We start from the raw sequence: 14,296 nt of genomic DNA on the forward strand, positions 1-14,296 counted from the left end.
ACTCCTCACTACTTTATTAGAAATCAGAAGATTCACTCATTTTATATTAATACGTTTCAATTACATAATCGGTTTCATTTTTGGTCATAATTCCCTTCAAAAAAGACGCCCAGCTAAATTCAACTGGCACGCCTTTTTCTATTAAAGCTTAAATTGATTAATCGCTTCTGTTAATTTATCCGAAGACTTTTGTAATATAGTAATCGTTTTCTCTAAATTATCGACAGTTGCAACTTGCTTGTCTGTCGATGTCGCAACAGCTTTCGTTTGTTCAACTGAATCATTTACAATAGAAGAAACCTGCTCCATCGATGCCAATACTTCTTCAGAACTTGCTGACATTTGCTCCGTAACGGCAGAAACATCTTGTATTTCTTCATTTACTTTTAAAACAGATTCTAGCACTTTATGCAAACCGTCTCCAATCGTTTCTACTGCTTTGGAGCCAGATTGTACATCTTTTGCACTCTTCGCCATTTCCTCTAACGCTTGCTCCGTTACTGTTTGAAACGCTAGAATTTGATGATGAATTTCTTCAGCAGATTGTTTCGACATTTCTGCGAGCTTTCGTACTTCGTCAGCAACAACCGCAAACCCCTTACCAGCTTCCCCTGCCCGCGCTGCTTCAATTGCAGCATTTAGCGCAAGTAAATTAGTTTGGTCCGCGATTCCTGTAATAACCTTTACCATCTCTTCAATCGACTGATATTTCTCGCCAAGCTCTTTCACATGGCCTTCAGTCGCTAATACGGAATTTTCTACATTTTTAATTTGCCTGACTACCTTTTGGGAGTCCATAACACTTGCGTTTACTAGCTCTGTCATTTCATTCGATGAAGAAGCTACTGCTGTAGAAGAATCAGCAATTCGCTGAATTCCTAACGTCATTTCTTCCATAGCTGTCAACGCTTCATCATTATTCGTTTTTTGTACTTCTGATCCAGCTGCAATTTGATAAATGCTTGTCGAAATATCATCATTTGAAAAGCGAACCGATTTCATAACCCCGTCTAAATCATCCGATACTTGGACAAGTGAACTTGCAGTGCCATTTATATTCGTCAAAATGAGCTTTAGCTGCTCCACTGATTTTCTAAAAGCTTTTGCAAAATCAGAAATTTCATTTTCTTGTTTCAATGAAATACTTGATATTGTTTCTTCAGCTCCATTTAAATCTCCGCTAGCAAATTGAATAGCAGCGTCTTGCATATGAGTAAGTGGCTTTAATGCTCTTACAATATAGCGATTTAAAAAGACGATTAAAATAACGCTCAACACAATAATGACTAATAATAAAACTGGTATTGTTGCTTTTAAAGTATCTTGTTGAATTTGTTGTATTTCACTCGCAGCAAGATCTACTCCAACAATTCCAATGACTTCTCCAAGAGCATTTTTTAATGGTGCATAGGAAGATAAATATTCACCATATTCTTCATCTATAATAATATCGGTGTAGCTACCTGTTCCCATTATTGCCCCTTCAACTCGGTGATAGTCTGTGCCTTCACTAATATCTCCTGGCATGTATGCCGTATCATCGTACTCATCTCCGGCATCCACTAAAATTTTTGCTGTTTCACCTTTAGCTGGGACATCTGTTACATATGCATACAAGACACCATTTTGTATAAGTAAATCATTTAATTCTAAACGTAATTTCCAATATAGATCAGACTCTACTGGATTATCCTTAAACTCGTCATACGCAGAAATATCGAGCAAAGAGGCAATATTTTGCGCAGTATGTACTCCATTATTTCCAATCGTATTTTTTACCGTTTTGTTTGTATTGTAAAAAATAATGGCACTGAAGAAAATCCCTAGTACTGCAATTGAAATAACAAGATACAATGTAATCCCATTTCCTAATTTGGAACCTTTACGCCTCATGCAAGCCTTCCTTTCTTTTCTGGGTTATATATAAGAATGACACTAAACAACAATCCTAAAAGAGCTGCGATCAATACTAAAAAACTAACACCTTCAAATAATTGGATAAACAAGCCACCTAAAAATGGTCCTGATAAACTTCCTATACTGAATGAAATTCCACACATTAAATTACCAGTAGGAAGAAGCTCTCTCGGTGTTAAGTCAGCCATATATGATATACCTAGCGAGAACGTAGAACCTACAAACATTCCAGCGATGAGAAATAATACTCCTAGCGCAAGTGCCGAGCTTTCAAAAAAGCTTGCCGTTGCAAATGTTATCGTACCTAAACCAAGCATAATAATTAGCACTTTGCGTCTTCCCATTTTGTCGCTTAATATGCCGAGTGGTAACTGCGAAATTACGCCACCTATCGAAAACGCTGCCAATATATACGATAAACTCGCTACATCCGTTGCATTTCGCAAAGCATAGACTGGATAAATAGCATTTAAAGACGACTCTAAAAAGCCGTAACTAAATGGTGGTATAAATGCAATCCATGCGATCGCAAAAGTTGCTCCAAAACGCTTCAAAGTACCTTCGTAAGCAGGAGAATTTTTCATGATCTCTGGTTTTTCATTTTTCACAAAAAAGACGAGCGTCCAAGCTGCGAAACAAAGAATACTCGAAACGATAAACGGTAACCCTTCAAAAATTTGCACTAAAGGAACAAACAGTGGTCCAACAGCAAATCCGACACCGAAAGAAAGTCCATATAATGCAATGTTTCGGCCTAATCTATGCTGAGGTGAAAAACTTGTAATCCATGTTTGAGTCGAAAAGTGAAGTGCATGGTCCCCAATTCCGATGATTAAACGCAAAATAAACCAAAATGCAACGCTTTTCCAAATAGGAAAAAGTAACAACGAAATAATCACTGCAAGCCCACCTATTAATATAATCGGTTTATATCCGAATTTTCTAAGTGGTGCCTCCATAAATGGAGAAATTAATAATGTCCCTAAGTAAAGACCTGTTGCACTTAACCCATTCAATGTAGCACTTACCCCGTCTTGTTCAAAAATAACGGAAATGAGCGGTAATAACATTCCTTGAGAAAATCCTGAAATGGAAACAATAATAACAAGAATCCAAAATCTTTTTCTTTCTACTTCTGTAAATGACTGCATACTGTAACCTCATCTTATGTATTGTAATAAGATAAGTGTATCAAAATCCCCTGTACTATGTATAAAATTCATTAAAAAAGGCCCAGTCGACATCTTAATAGATCGGACTGAGCCTTTTACATATAACTAATATCCTTTTGAGTACTCATAATAGCATTTGCGGCATTTTTGCCGGTGAAATGACCGAACCCCCTCCTTCTATTAATTGAATGGTTTCGACTATTCACTACGGCCTCCCTTCTATGTATGCGTTAAAGATACAATACCACATAAATTGAATAGTGTAAATATTCTAAATAGGTAAATTAATAAAATAACGCTTTATACCTATCTTTTATTCACAATTTGAATTATCCTTATAACATAAAGTGAGGTGTTATTCTGTGGGTAAACAAATTTCAAATTCAGAACAACAAGTATCTTATTTAAAAGATCGTTTGCAAATGTTCATTGAAGTATTGGATAGTATTGAGCCTGAAACGACAGAGTTAGAAGACATTGATCGTCTTATTCAAATGATGGATGATTTAGAACTTAAAATGGAGCAATTTAAAAATAGTAGTAAAGAGTAGCTTGCCAGCTGCTCTTTTTTTCATTTCTAGAAAGGGGTATAATTAGGTTGAGGGTATAAATACATATTTTTAAGGGAGAGATAGAGAAATGCAATTAGATATATTGGAGAAAAGTATTTATGAATTAATCACAGAAACATCAACAAACCTTCCTAAAGACGTTCGTCGTGCGATTAAAAAAGCAAAAGCAGCCGAAAATGCCGGCACACGTGCGGCAATGAGCTTGGATACTATTACAAATAATATTCAAATGGCGGACGATAATGTGTCACCAATTTGCCAAGATACTGGTTTACCAACCTTTAAAATAAAAACTCCTATTGGCGTCAATCAATTAGAAATCAAAGAGGCAATTAAACGTGCAATTGTAAAAGCAACAAAAGATGCGAAGCTTCGACCTAACTCTGTTGACTCACTAACTGGAGAAAACAGCGGAGACAATTTAGGTGCAGGTGTCCCTGTAATGAAATTTGAGCAATGGGAAGAAGATTATATTGAAATGAAGCTTATCTTAAAAGGTGGCGGCTGTGAAAACAAAAACATTCAATACAGCTTACCGACTGAATTAGAAGGTTTAGGTCGTGCTGGGCGTGATTTAGACGGGATTCGTAAATGTATCTTACATTCTGTTTACCAAGCACAAGGACAAGGCTGTTCGGCTGGATTCATCGGTGTTGGAATCGGTGGCGATCGTTCTTCTGGATACGATTTAGCAAAAGAACAATTATTCCGTTCTGTTGAAGATACAAATCCACATGCTGACCTTGCAAAACTAGAAGATTATATAGTAGAAAAAGCAAACACTTTAGGTATCGGTACAATGGGATTCGGTGGAGAAGCTACTTTACTTGGTTGTAAAATCGGCGTTATGCACCGTATTCCTGCGAGCTTCTATGTATCAGTAGCATATAACTGTTGGGCATACCGTCGTATGGCGATCAATATTAATCCTACAACTGGCGATATTATGGAGTGGCATTACCAAGAAGGCGAAAAAATTGAATTTAAAGAAGAAAAAACAGATGATTCTACTCAAAAAGTAGTAGAGCTTCAAGCTCCAATTACAGAAGAACAAATCCGTGCATTACAAGTTGGAGATGTTGTTTCTATTACTGGACGTATGTATACAGGGCGTGACGCAATCCATCATCACTTAATGAGTCATGATGCACCTGTTGATCTAAACGGACAAATCATTTATCACTGTGGTCCAGTAATGCAAAAAGATGAGCAAGGAGATTGGCATGTAAGAGCTGCTGGTCCGACTACATCGATTCGTGAAGAACCGTACCAAGGTGATATTATGAAAAAATTCGGCATCCGTGCAGTTATCGGTAAAGGTGGAATGGGACCTAAAACACTTGCTGCCCTTTCGGAGCATGGCGGCGTTTACTTAAACGCAATTGGCGGAGCGGCTCAATACTATGCTGATTGTATTAAAGGTGTCGATGGTGTCGATTTAATGGAATTTGGTATTCCAGAAGCAATGTGGCATTTACGAGTAGAGAAGTTTACAGCTGTTGTTACAATGGACTCTCATGGAAATAGTTTGCATGCAGATGTAGACAAGTCTTCATTAGAAAAACTATCTGCTTATAAAGATCGCGTTTTCAACTAAGTATATTAGTTGACGAAAGTCCACTTCTTATTTATAATAATTATAAAGTAGTAACAATTATAAAATGGATTCCATGCAATATGGAATCCATTTTATCTATTTATAAGAGTTATTAATAGTGAAATTCATTATCAAGGAGTGAACAACATGTCAAATATACACGAAACAGAAACACAACGATCATTTGTTAAATCATTACTTCCCCATATCGAGTTAATCGCGGCACTCTTTTCTGGCGTGCTCATTTTAGTAGCTTGGGGTGTCGGTAAATTGGAGCAAGATACATTATCCGTTGTCTTTTATTTACTCGCTTTCGTTATCGGTGGTTTTGCTAAAGCAAAAGAAGGTATCGAATCGACAATCATGGAAAAAGAATTGAATGTAGAAATGCTCATGATTTTAGCTGCAATCGGTTCTTCCATTATTGGATATTGGACAGAAGGCGCTATGCTTATTTTCATCTTCGCTGTAAGTGGCGCATTAGAAACATACACCATGAATAAAAGTCAAAAAGAAATTTCTTCTCTTATGAAATTGCAACCTGAAGAAGCGTGGAGATTAAATATCGATGGTACAACTACCCGAGTATCTGTCGGAGAACTAGTTAAAGGCGATCAGCTTGTTGTAAAACCAGGAGAACGAATTCCAGCGGATGGCATAATCGTAAGTGGAACAACAGCAATCGATGAAGCTGCAATAAGCGGAGAGTCTATACCTGTATCCAAGCAAGCTAATGACGATTTATTTGCCGGCACAGTAAATATTAGTGGTGCGATTACGATGGAAATGACAAAAGCAAACGAAGACTCGCTTTTCCAAAAAATCATTCATCTTGTACAAACTGCTCAAGATGAAAAATCACCTGCTCAACAATTTATCGAAAAATTTGAAGGAGCATATGTAAAAATTGTTCTGTTTACTGTTGGTCTTATGATGTTCCTTCCTCACTTTTTATTGGACTGGGACTGGAATACTACATTTTATCGTGCAATGGTTTTATTGGTAGTTGCATCACCTTGTGCACTTGTTGCAGCAGTTATGCCTGCTACACTTGCAGCTATATCTAATGGAGCCAAACATGGGATTTTGTTTAAAGGTGGCGTGCATTTAGAAAATATTAGTGAAATGAAAGCAATTGCACTCGACAAAACAGGCACACTTACACAAGGAAAACCTGTTGTCACAAACTTTATTGTTCGTGATGATTTAGACCGGGCAGCTACCCTTACAATGCTTGCGACAATTGAAGCACAGTCGAATCATCCTCTTGCCCAAGCGATTACATCGTTTGCAAAATCGGAAGGAATTGGTCAGCTGCCTTTAATCCATATAGAAGATAAACCAGGATTTGGCTTGCAAGCGAATATAGACGGCCAAACAATACTTGTTGGTAAACCGGATTTCGTCAACAAAGAAGATGCTTTCGCATTTCAAAATGGTGTAGCCGCTTCCCTTGCAGACGAAGGTAAAACAGTCATCTTTATGCGAGATGAAAAAGGAATTGCTGCGGCGGCTGCTTTAAAAGATACCGTTCGAGAAGAAGCAAAAGAAGCTATTAAACTTTTACAATCGTTGGGGATTAAGACAGTTATGCTTACAGGGGATAATGAAAAAACAGCCAAAGTTATTGCAAAAGAAGCAGGAATTGACCAGTATATTGCTGAATGCCTACCAGAAACAAAAGTAGAGCATATGAAAGCATTGTTGCAAAAACATTCATTTGTCGGCATGGTTGGGGATGGCATTAATGACGCACCTGCCCTTGCTACAGCAACAACAGGCTTTGCCATGGGAGAAGGAACAGACGTAGCATTAGAAACTGCTGATGTTGTGTTAATGAAAAATGATCTTTCCAAAATTGCATATGCTGTCAAAATGTCTCGCAAAATGAGAAGAATCGTTAAACAAAATATTGTATTTTCAGTTTCTGTTATCGCCGTATTAATAATCTCCAACTTTTTACAAGTTGTGGATCTACCGATGGGAGTGCTTGGACATGAAGGTAGTACAATTTTAGTTATATTAAATGGTTTGAGAATGCTAAATAGAAATATTTAAAAAGGCAGAGGGCTATTTAGTCCCTTCTGCCTTTTCTAATGCTATTTTTCGTTCCTGCATTACTGCATTTATTTGACCACCTACTAGCAAAATAATACCAGACAAATATAACCACAGCATGAGCACGATAATTCCGCCGATACTTCCATACGTAGAAGAGTAATTGCCAAAATTACTAACATAATAAGAGAATCCAAGAGAAACAACAATCCATCCCGCCGTTGCAAAAACCGCCCCTGGCAACACACTTTTCAAAAATAATTTAGTATTAGGAATAAACCAATACAAAGCAACTAAAATTAAGAACATCACAAGCGGACTAATTGTCCACCTTATTTTATTCCAAAGCTTGAGGAATCCCTCTTCAAAACCAAAATAAGAAAACAAAATACTTCCTATTTGTTGCCCAAAAACAGGCAAGACAAGCGCAACTAGCAGTAAAACAATCATAAGCAATGTAAAAACAACGGACAATCCTCTTACAAGAAGAAACGGCCTTGTTTCATCCAAATTATACGACCTATTTAATGACTTAACGATTGCATTCATTCCATTGGATGCTGACCAAATCGTACCAATAATACCAAGCGACAATAATCCCCCATTACGACTAACTAAAACATCCGATATTGTTCCTTCAATAAGCATATATACATCTCTTGGCGCGTAGTTTTCTAGAAAGCGAAATACTTGTGCTTCGTCCAAATTTAAATAGGGTAATAATGTCACAAGAAAAATAAGCAATGGAAATAAAGAAAGTAAAAAGAAAAATGCAAGTTGTGCTCCTAGTCCTGAAATATCCGCTTTTTGAATATGACCTAGCAACTCTTTTAAATAGCCATTCCACGTTGTAACATCATGTTTTATAGCTATTCCCTTCTCTTTCTTTTTAATATGTAAAAATTTAAGCTTGTCAAAACCAATCGGAGAAGTAGAGGACCCCTTGGATGTTTCTTGTTTTTTCAAGCGATTATTATCCATGTCATCCTCTCCCATCTTTTACTTTATTGTTTAATCACGTGATCATCTGATGCAGGAGTGACCATCGATTTATATTCTTCTTTCGATTGAACAAAAGCATCTTTGGTATCGGTTAAAAGCGTTTTTACTTGTGGCGTAATTTGTTTTACTTCATTCACCTTTTGCGACAAATATGTAGCATCTGACGAAAACTGCTCATATACCGACTTCCATTTCGTCATTTGTTCTTCCATCGTCGTTTTTAGCTCTTCTCTATTTTTTGAGTAATACTGAATTTGCTTCTGACAATACTTTGTTTTATTTATAATAGCATTTCTTGTGCTTTTATCTAGTAGCGTTAAAGCTCCACCTATTACTGCTCCACAAACAATACCTTTTACAAACTTATTTTCACTCATATTTACTACCTCCAAAATTCGACTATATTTATATATATAATTATACCCCTGACTCAAGCGAATAAAACAAACTATTTGCCATTTTAAAAAACTTTGTCTTGACTATTGGACGGAATTTTATGAATATTGTAAATAAGATAAACTAATACAGAAAGGAAGAAAAGTTTATTTGATGAAAAGTTAGAATACACAATCGGGGGTTTTGATGAATGGATAAACTAAATGAATTTTTAGGCAGTGTTTCAAGTTTTTTATGGGGTATTCCACTTTTAATATTAATTGTTGGAACAGGTATTTATTTAACTGTCCGTGTTGGTTTTTTACAAATTAGACTTTTACCAACTGCTCTAAGACTAGTATTCTCAAAAAAACATGATAAGACTGCCGAAGGTGATATAACACAATTCCAAGCACTTACAACTGCATTAGCAGCAACAGTAGGTACTGGAAATATCGTTGGGGTTGCTACCGCAGTAGTGCTTGGTGGACCAGGAGCAATTTTTTGGATGTGGTTCTCCGCATTTTTCGGTATGGCAACGAAATATAGTGAAGCAATTTTAGCTGTAAGATTCCGTGTGAAAGATGCAAAAGGTCAAATGGCCGGCGGTCCGATGTACTATTTGGAACACGGTTTAAAACAAAAATGGCTAGCAGTTTTATTTGCAATTTTTGGAGCTATTGCAGCATTCGGTATTGGAAATGGAACACAATCTAACTCTGTTGCAGGTGTTGTAAAATCTACATTTGGTTTAGATACTTGGATCACCGGAGCTGTACTAACAATTTTTACTGCACTTGTTATTCTTGGTGGAATTAAGTCCATTGGTAATGTTACTGCTATTTTCGTACCAATCATGGCATTATTTTATTTATTGGCAGGAATCATTGTAATGGCTATGAATGTAACTGCAATTCCAGAAGCTTTTGCTACTATTTTCAAAATGGCATTTTCTGGTGAAGCCGCTGCAGGTGGTGCTATCGGTGCTGCTATTCGTTACGGTATCGCTCGTGGGGTATTCTCCAACGAGGCTGGTTTAGGGTCTGCTCCAATTGCTGCGGCAGCTGCAAAAACAGATCTTCCTGGACGACAAGCACTTGTTTCGATGACTCAAGTATTTTTAGATACATTCCTTATTTGTTCAATTACAGGTGTAACAATCGTAATGTCTGGTATGTACAAAGATACTAGCCTTGCTGCAAATGAGTTAACTTCAGCATCTTTTGGACACTTTCTAGGTGATTTCGGTCCATACGTAGTAGCAATTGGATTAATCTTCTTCGCATCTTCTACTATTTTCGGATGGGCATATTACGGAGAAAAATGTTTCCAGTACTTATTCAAAAATCCTTCTTTATTAATTGTGTACCGTATTGCCTTCGTAATTATGGTATTTATCGGTTCTGTTGTTTCTTTAGATTTGATTTGGACGTTCTCTGATATTACAAATGCATTAATGGCTATTCCGAACTTAATAGGATTACTTGGTCTTTCTGGTGTAGTAGTGTATGAAACAAAACGTATTCAAGAGAAATTAAAAGAAGAAAAAGAAGCGGCTCGAGCGGCTAAAACTATTTAGTATTTGACAATCCTTACGTAGCGTGAAATGATAAACTTCTAATGTATGAAAGGTAGGTACGTATAAATGAATTTATCACAACCTTCTGTTGAAAATGTTACGTATATGATTGAAACGATAAAAGAAAAACTTCGTATGGTTAATGGCGATGCAATGAAATCGGAAAATTTTAATGCATCGCAATATGAAGATCTTCTTTACCTTTATGAAATGGTTAAAAAAAGAGATTCTTTTAGCCCAAGTGAAATGGAAGCTATTGCAGCCGAACTTGGTAACCTGCGCAAATAAAATCCTGCTAGAAGCGACATTGTTGCTTCTAGCAGGATTTTATTATTCGGATTAATCTTGTTGATTCATTAACTTCCCTAAACCGCCGTCTCCTGTATACTGGAATCGACCAATCTTCCCTTCTTCTTTTGTAGAGAAGATGACTTCACCTGATACATCTGCTATTTTTTCTTCCTCACCATCTTTCCAATAACCAACCGTTGCCACAAAAGTATAGCGAGTGGACATTTTCTCACTTTGCTCAATCTTAATATCCGCAAGGTTTAACTTATGTTCCGTGAGATGAGCAAGAATTGGATAGGATGTGCCGGATGAAGTTAGAAAGGAACTCATATAAGAACTTACAAAATAAGAGCCATATATTTCTTCTACATACTCCTCTAACTCTTTGTTCTCTTCTTTATTATTCACAACAGTCGTATATTTTGGATTCCATATTAGATTCACAAACTTTTCATCTGGGCCAGTAAATTGATGCTCCAAAATTTTTGTAATTACTTCTTTATTTGCATCTTCTGTATCATCATTTGAACAAGCAACTAATAAAAGCCCTGACACCATCAACATAAAGCTGAAAAAAATGATCGTTTTAGTTTGGGACATTACAATACACCCCTTTAAAGGTTATACGTTTGCAATACTAGAAAGTTTCAGGGGCTACTTCTTTTGCTTAAACTTAATAAATACAGACCTCTAATTTTGGGATAATCTCTTTGTATGCAACAAAAAGATTTTTTGTAGTAAGGATTGAAAAATAAGGAAAAACGTCTAAATTAGCTAATATACATTCATCATAAATCAAACTAATACTCAATTCTTTCTTAGGTTCAATTCCTTTTTGCGCAAGCAAATTAGCTAATCCTACATATAAGTTCCATCCTTCATCTGAAATAGACCTCTCTATAGAAATACGACCAGCAAAACTCTCCCACCATACTCCAAAAGATTTATATATTTCAGTATAATCCTTCAAATTTTCATCACTTTCCACAAATAATCTTTGATAAAATAAATCTTTTTCTTCATAAAAAATTTCCATATCACTTATAGATTGATCGAAAATTCTCTCTGAAACTTCATCCCATAGCTTTTTATAAGTAGATTCAAACTCTTCTCGAAACATATACTTAGTTGTCATATAAGGAAATTTAAACTTACCATTCCGCTGATTTTGATTAAGAAATATATTTTGGATATAAATCAAAAAATTCAACGAATAAGTTGCCTCTGTTGTCATTAACAATGAATTCCCCATTTATTATCCTCCCATCATAACCTTACTTCAACAAAAAGGAGCATTAATCCTTCTTGGATTAACGCCCCCCTTCTTTTTATATCTTCATTTTTAAAACCCTATTCTGCCAGGATAATTTCCTCCGATATTCGAAGGCCTTCTTTACCCGATAGTAATTCCCAATCTTTTACGATGTCTTTATTTAATAAAAGGTATTTCAGCTTTTCATGCTTTAATAATGGTTTTATGCTCGTTACATCGGTGTAACGGATATCCAAATAAGTTAATTTTTTAGCGTTTTCAAGTGGTGTTAAATCCGATACTTTTGTATTAAATATAATGAGGCGATCTAATTTTTTCATATCCCGAACAATTTCTAGAGAGTCTAACTTTGTATCTCCTAATGAAAGAAATGTTAGGTTCTTCAGTTTACTAAGGGAAGAGAAATCAATAATAGGATTACTGTTTAAAATGACACTTTTTAGATTGGTTAGATCCTTCAATGGAGATAGGTCTGTTATATAATTATCACCTAAGAATAGATTTTCCGTGTTCGTTAAACCCTCTGCTCCTTCTAGACTTTTTAATGAAGTGCCACCTAAATCTATCGCTTCTAAATGCTTAAAATCCTTCCAAAAGACTTTTTCATCCTTTTTAGTAACAGGTGGAATAGGAAGTGCCCCCTCCTCCATATGGCTTTCGCTTTGTTCCATATTATCTGTATCATAAACATGCTTTTTATAAGTAAAAGTGCCATCACCGTTCACAGTAACAGATGAAATTTCCTCTTTAGGCGTTAAATTAGTAATAATTGGTGTAACCGTATTGTCCTTAATGTTTAACTCATACAAGTTACCACCCATTGTTACCATTCCATACGCATATCCTACAATGACAAGCAGTCTGTCCTCATCAATCCACTCAACTGCTTTTGGAGTATACTGATTATATTCTCTGTCTTCTATCAATTTAAATGTTACAAACTCTTTCTTTTCCCTATTCTCAATGACGATAAAACCAATTCCTTCTTCCGCTGCCTGTTCTCCTCTTCCTTCTATCGTTGCTTGCAGCTTTCCAATTGGGGAAGGTTTCCATGGAGAATGAAATGTGGAATCAAAATCTCCAATCACAGTTTTCTCAAAACGGTCTGGGATTATATATTCATTTTCTGTTATATATTCTGATAAATCGTCTGTTGATCCAAATTCATATTTTCCGCTGTTTTCATTTAAATACTGGAATTCGCTTTTTACCAGTCCGAATCCCGAAGCATAATATTTTCTAGTTTGGAAATCATCTTCTGTTTTTTCTATTACAAGAACATCCTGAAAGCTTCCATAGGTAGTATTCACCGTTGTAGATATTTCCGTTACGATTCCATCCACATATTTAGCCCCTTTGTGAATAGGTGCTTCTAATACAATGGATATTCTTGGCAACTTATTTAATTCCTCTTCTGTCCACTCAGATGGTTCTCCCAGATCTGGGATTGCTTCACTGTACACTAGTTCCAGCCTGTTCCCATTTATCCGATAAACTACCTCTTGAGAGATTGCTGTATTGCTTATTATTTGATGCACGTAGTACTCATTTAGCCAATAAGTTTGGATCGTAGAACCGCTGTCCTCATAGCCTCCTAAATAGATTGATTTGGCACCGTCAGTGGGTAGATATTGTTTTAACTCCTCGTAATAATCTCCTTTTTTTAAGATTACTTCATTTTTTTCATCGTCCATCGCCCCACCCTTTGATAATTGACTAGCCCCCTCATCAATAGCTGTAGGTATTAAGTAAATACTAAACGCAAGCAAGCCTATAAAAGCAATCATTGTGCCATAGTACATCCAGCGTGCCTTTTCTGCTGGTTTTCTAGACTTTTTTATATTCACTTGCTGCTGAACTCGTTTCACACGACCCGAGGTATCACCAATTTTATCTATTAGTTGTTTCTTGATCTCATTCATTTGTAAGTACCTCCCACTCATCGTGTTTCAAGCGAACCTTTAAAAGGGCTCTGGCTTTTCTAAGCCTAGTTTTTACTGTGTTGTCTGAAATAGATAAAATCTGAGATACCTCTAAGACTGATAATTCTTCAAAGTAATAATAAATGATAACTTCTCGATACTTTAATGGAAGCTGAAGTACTGCATCCGCTATTTCTAACTTTTCATCCTGCTCAACGACTCGATTTCGTCCTTTTTTTGCAGGGTTTAGAAAGTTATTTGTGAGTATATGCTTCCGATAACGCCAGCTCTTCAAATAGTCCTTGCTTCTATTGATCGTAATCTTAACTAAATAAGTTTTTAACGAAGACCGTTCTTCAAACTGCTCAAATTTCCTGTAAAAGTTCAAAAACACTTCTTGTATGATATCCTCGGCAGCTGGTCAATCTTTTACGTATAAGTAAGCAAGCTTTAGCAAATAATCACTGTGCTCTTGCATTACTTGCTGAAACATCTGCTCCTCTAAATAACGATTCACTCCCCATCCCCCTTCCATGCC

General features: G+C 36.2%; 13 protein-coding genes. 5 read left to right on the forward strand and 8 right to left on the reverse strand.

Going from position 1 to position 14,296, the window contains the following annotated elements; genetic code table 11:
* Positions 1–141: 141 nt before the first annotated feature.
* Together RUH95_RS14735 and RUH95_RS14740 are read right to left on the reverse strand one after the other, a co-directional pair.
* Positions 142–1,893 (reverse strand): methyl-accepting chemotaxis protein, encoded by a 1,752-nt coding sequence (locus RUH95_RS14735; RefSeq protein ID WP_313893653.1) that lies wholly within the window; start codon positions 1,891–1,893, stop codon positions 142–144.
* A complete protein-coding gene (locus RUH95_RS14740) occupies positions 1,890–3,068 on the reverse strand; it encodes an MFS transporter (protein ID WP_313893654.1) in 1,179 nt (392 codons plus the stop codon). The genes RUH95_RS14735 and RUH95_RS14740 overlap by 4 nt, the downstream gene beginning before the upstream one ends.
* Before the next feature lie 383 nt (positions 3,069–3,451).
* On the opposite strand from RUH95_RS14740, the gene RUH95_RS14745 reads away from it, so the two are divergent.
* The 3 genes from RUH95_RS14745 to RUH95_RS14755 all read left to right on the forward strand — a co-directional run bounded on the left by RUH95_RS14745 (position 3,452) and on the right by RUH95_RS14755 (position 7,316).
* Positions 3,452–3,640 (forward strand): SE1561 family protein, encoded by a 189-nt coding sequence (locus RUH95_RS14745; protein WP_313893655.1) that lies wholly within the window; start codon positions 3,452–3,454, stop codon positions 3,638–3,640.
* 88 nt (positions 3,641–3,728) lie between these two features.
* Positions 3,729–5,258: a fumarate hydratase gene (locus tag RUH95_RS14750; protein WP_313893656.1), complete on the forward strand. Its 1,530-nt coding sequence runs from the start codon at positions 3,729–3,731 to the stop codon at positions 5,256–5,258.
* 147 nt (positions 5,259–5,405) lie between these two features.
* Complete coding sequence (locus tag RUH95_RS14755; protein ID WP_313893657.1) at positions 5,406–7,316, forward strand: heavy metal translocating P-type ATPase; 1,911 nt, start codon at positions 5,406–5,408, stop codon at positions 7,314–7,316.
* A gap of 12 nt (positions 7,317–7,328) precedes the next feature.
* On the opposite strand, the gene RUH95_RS14760 is transcribed toward RUH95_RS14755, so the two are convergent.
* The gene (locus RUH95_RS14760; protein WP_313893658.1) at positions 7,329–8,297 is read right to left on the reverse strand and encodes a YihY/virulence factor BrkB family protein; all 969 of its coding nucleotides are present in this window, start codon (positions 8,295–8,297) and stop codon (positions 7,329–7,331) included.
* A 23-nt stretch (positions 8,298–8,320) separates the two neighbouring features.
* Positions 8,321–8,695 (reverse strand): YtxH domain-containing protein, encoded by a 375-nt coding sequence (locus RUH95_RS14765; RefSeq protein WP_313893659.1) that lies wholly within the window; start codon positions 8,693–8,695, stop codon positions 8,321–8,323.
* A gap of 209 nt (positions 8,696–8,904) precedes the next feature.
* Here RUH95_RS14765 and RUH95_RS14770 point away from each other — a divergent pair, with 209 nt between their 5' ends.
* Together RUH95_RS14770 and RUH95_RS14775 are read left to right on the forward strand one after the other, a co-directional pair.
* Positions 8,905–10,272, forward strand: a complete 1,368-nt coding sequence (locus tag RUH95_RS14770; RefSeq protein WP_313893660.1) for an alanine/glycine:cation symporter family protein — start codon at positions 8,905–8,907, stop codon at positions 10,270–10,272.
* Between the two features lie 66 nt (positions 10,273–10,338).
* A complete protein-coding gene (locus RUH95_RS14775; protein ID WP_313893661.1) occupies positions 10,339–10,560 on the forward strand; it encodes a DUF1128 domain-containing protein in 222 nt (73 codons plus the stop codon).
* A gap of 51 nt (positions 10,561–10,611) precedes the next feature.
* Here the strand turns inward: RUH95_RS14775 and RUH95_RS14780 are convergent, their stop codons facing one another.
* From RUH95_RS14780 to RUH95_RS14795, 4 genes are all read right to left on the reverse strand, one after another.
* A complete protein-coding gene (locus RUH95_RS14780) occupies positions 10,612–11,163 on the reverse strand; it encodes a hypothetical protein (RefSeq protein ID WP_313893662.1) in 552 nt (183 codons plus the stop codon).
* Positions 11,164–11,236: 73 nt separating this feature from the next.
* Positions 11,237–11,815 (reverse strand): L-rhamnose mutarotase, encoded by a 579-nt coding sequence (locus tag RUH95_RS14785; protein ID WP_313893663.1) that lies wholly within the window; start codon positions 11,813–11,815, stop codon positions 11,237–11,239.
* Between the two features lie 98 nt (positions 11,816–11,913).
* Positions 11,914–13,758, reverse strand: coding sequence for a DUF4652 domain-containing protein (locus RUH95_RS14790; protein WP_313893664.1), 1,845 nt, complete (start codon positions 13,756–13,758; stop codon positions 11,914–11,916).
* The gene (locus RUH95_RS14795) at positions 13,751–14,164 is read right to left on the reverse strand and encodes a sigma-70 family RNA polymerase sigma factor (protein WP_313893730.1); all 414 of its coding nucleotides are present in this window, start codon (positions 14,162–14,164) and stop codon (positions 13,751–13,753) included. Before RUH95_RS14795 ends, RUH95_RS14790 begins: the two co-directional genes overlap by 8 nt.
* Positions 14,165–14,296: the final 132 nt, after the last annotated feature.

It is taken from the genome of Psychrobacillus sp. (genome assembly GCF_032154225.1).
Taxonomy (GTDB): domain Bacteria; phylum Bacillota; class Bacilli; order Bacillales_A; family Planococcaceae; genus Psychrobacillus.

What these genes read in the sequence shown, in the direction of transcription:
- RUH95_RS14735 (WP_313893653.1), bottom strand. Translation starts at nt 1,893, where the DNA reads ATGAGGCGTAAAGGTTCCAAATTAGGAAATGGGATTACATTGTATCTT.
- RUH95_RS14740 (WP_313893654.1), bottom strand. Translation starts at nt 3,068, where the DNA reads ATGCAGTCATTTACAGAAGTAGAAAGAAAAAGATTTTGGATTCTTGTT.
- RUH95_RS14750 (WP_313893656.1), top strand. Translation starts at nt 3,729, where the DNA reads ATGCAATTAGATATATTGGAGAAAAGTATTTATGAATTAATCACAGAA.
- RUH95_RS14755 (WP_313893657.1), top strand. Translation starts at nt 5,406, where the DNA reads ATGTCAAATATACACGAAACAGAAACACAACGATCATTTGTTAAATCA.
- RUH95_RS14760 (WP_313893658.1), bottom strand. Translation starts at nt 8,297, where the DNA reads ATGGATAATAATCGCTTGAAAAAACAAGAAACATCCAAGGGGTCCTCT.
- RUH95_RS14765 (WP_313893659.1), bottom strand. Translation starts at nt 8,695, where the DNA reads ATGAGTGAAAATAAGTTTGTAAAAGGTATTGTTTGTGGAGCAGTAATA.
- RUH95_RS14770 (WP_313893660.1), top strand. Translation starts at nt 8,905, where the DNA reads ATGGATAAACTAAATGAATTTTTAGGCAGTGTTTCAAGTTTTTTATGG.
- RUH95_RS14775 (WP_313893661.1), top strand. Translation starts at nt 10,339, where the DNA reads ATGAATTTATCACAACCTTCTGTTGAAAATGTTACGTATATGATTGAA.
- RUH95_RS14780 (WP_313893662.1), bottom strand. Translation starts at nt 11,163, where the DNA reads ATGTCCCAAACTAAAACGATCATTTTTTTCAGCTTTATGTTGATGGTG.
- RUH95_RS14785 (WP_313893663.1), bottom strand. Translation starts at nt 11,815, where the DNA reads ATGGGGAATTCATTGTTAATGACAACAGAGGCAACTTATTCGTTGAAT.
- RUH95_RS14790 (WP_313893664.1), bottom strand. Translation starts at nt 13,758, where the DNA reads ATGAATGAGATCAAGAAACAACTAATAGATAAAATTGGTGATACCTCG.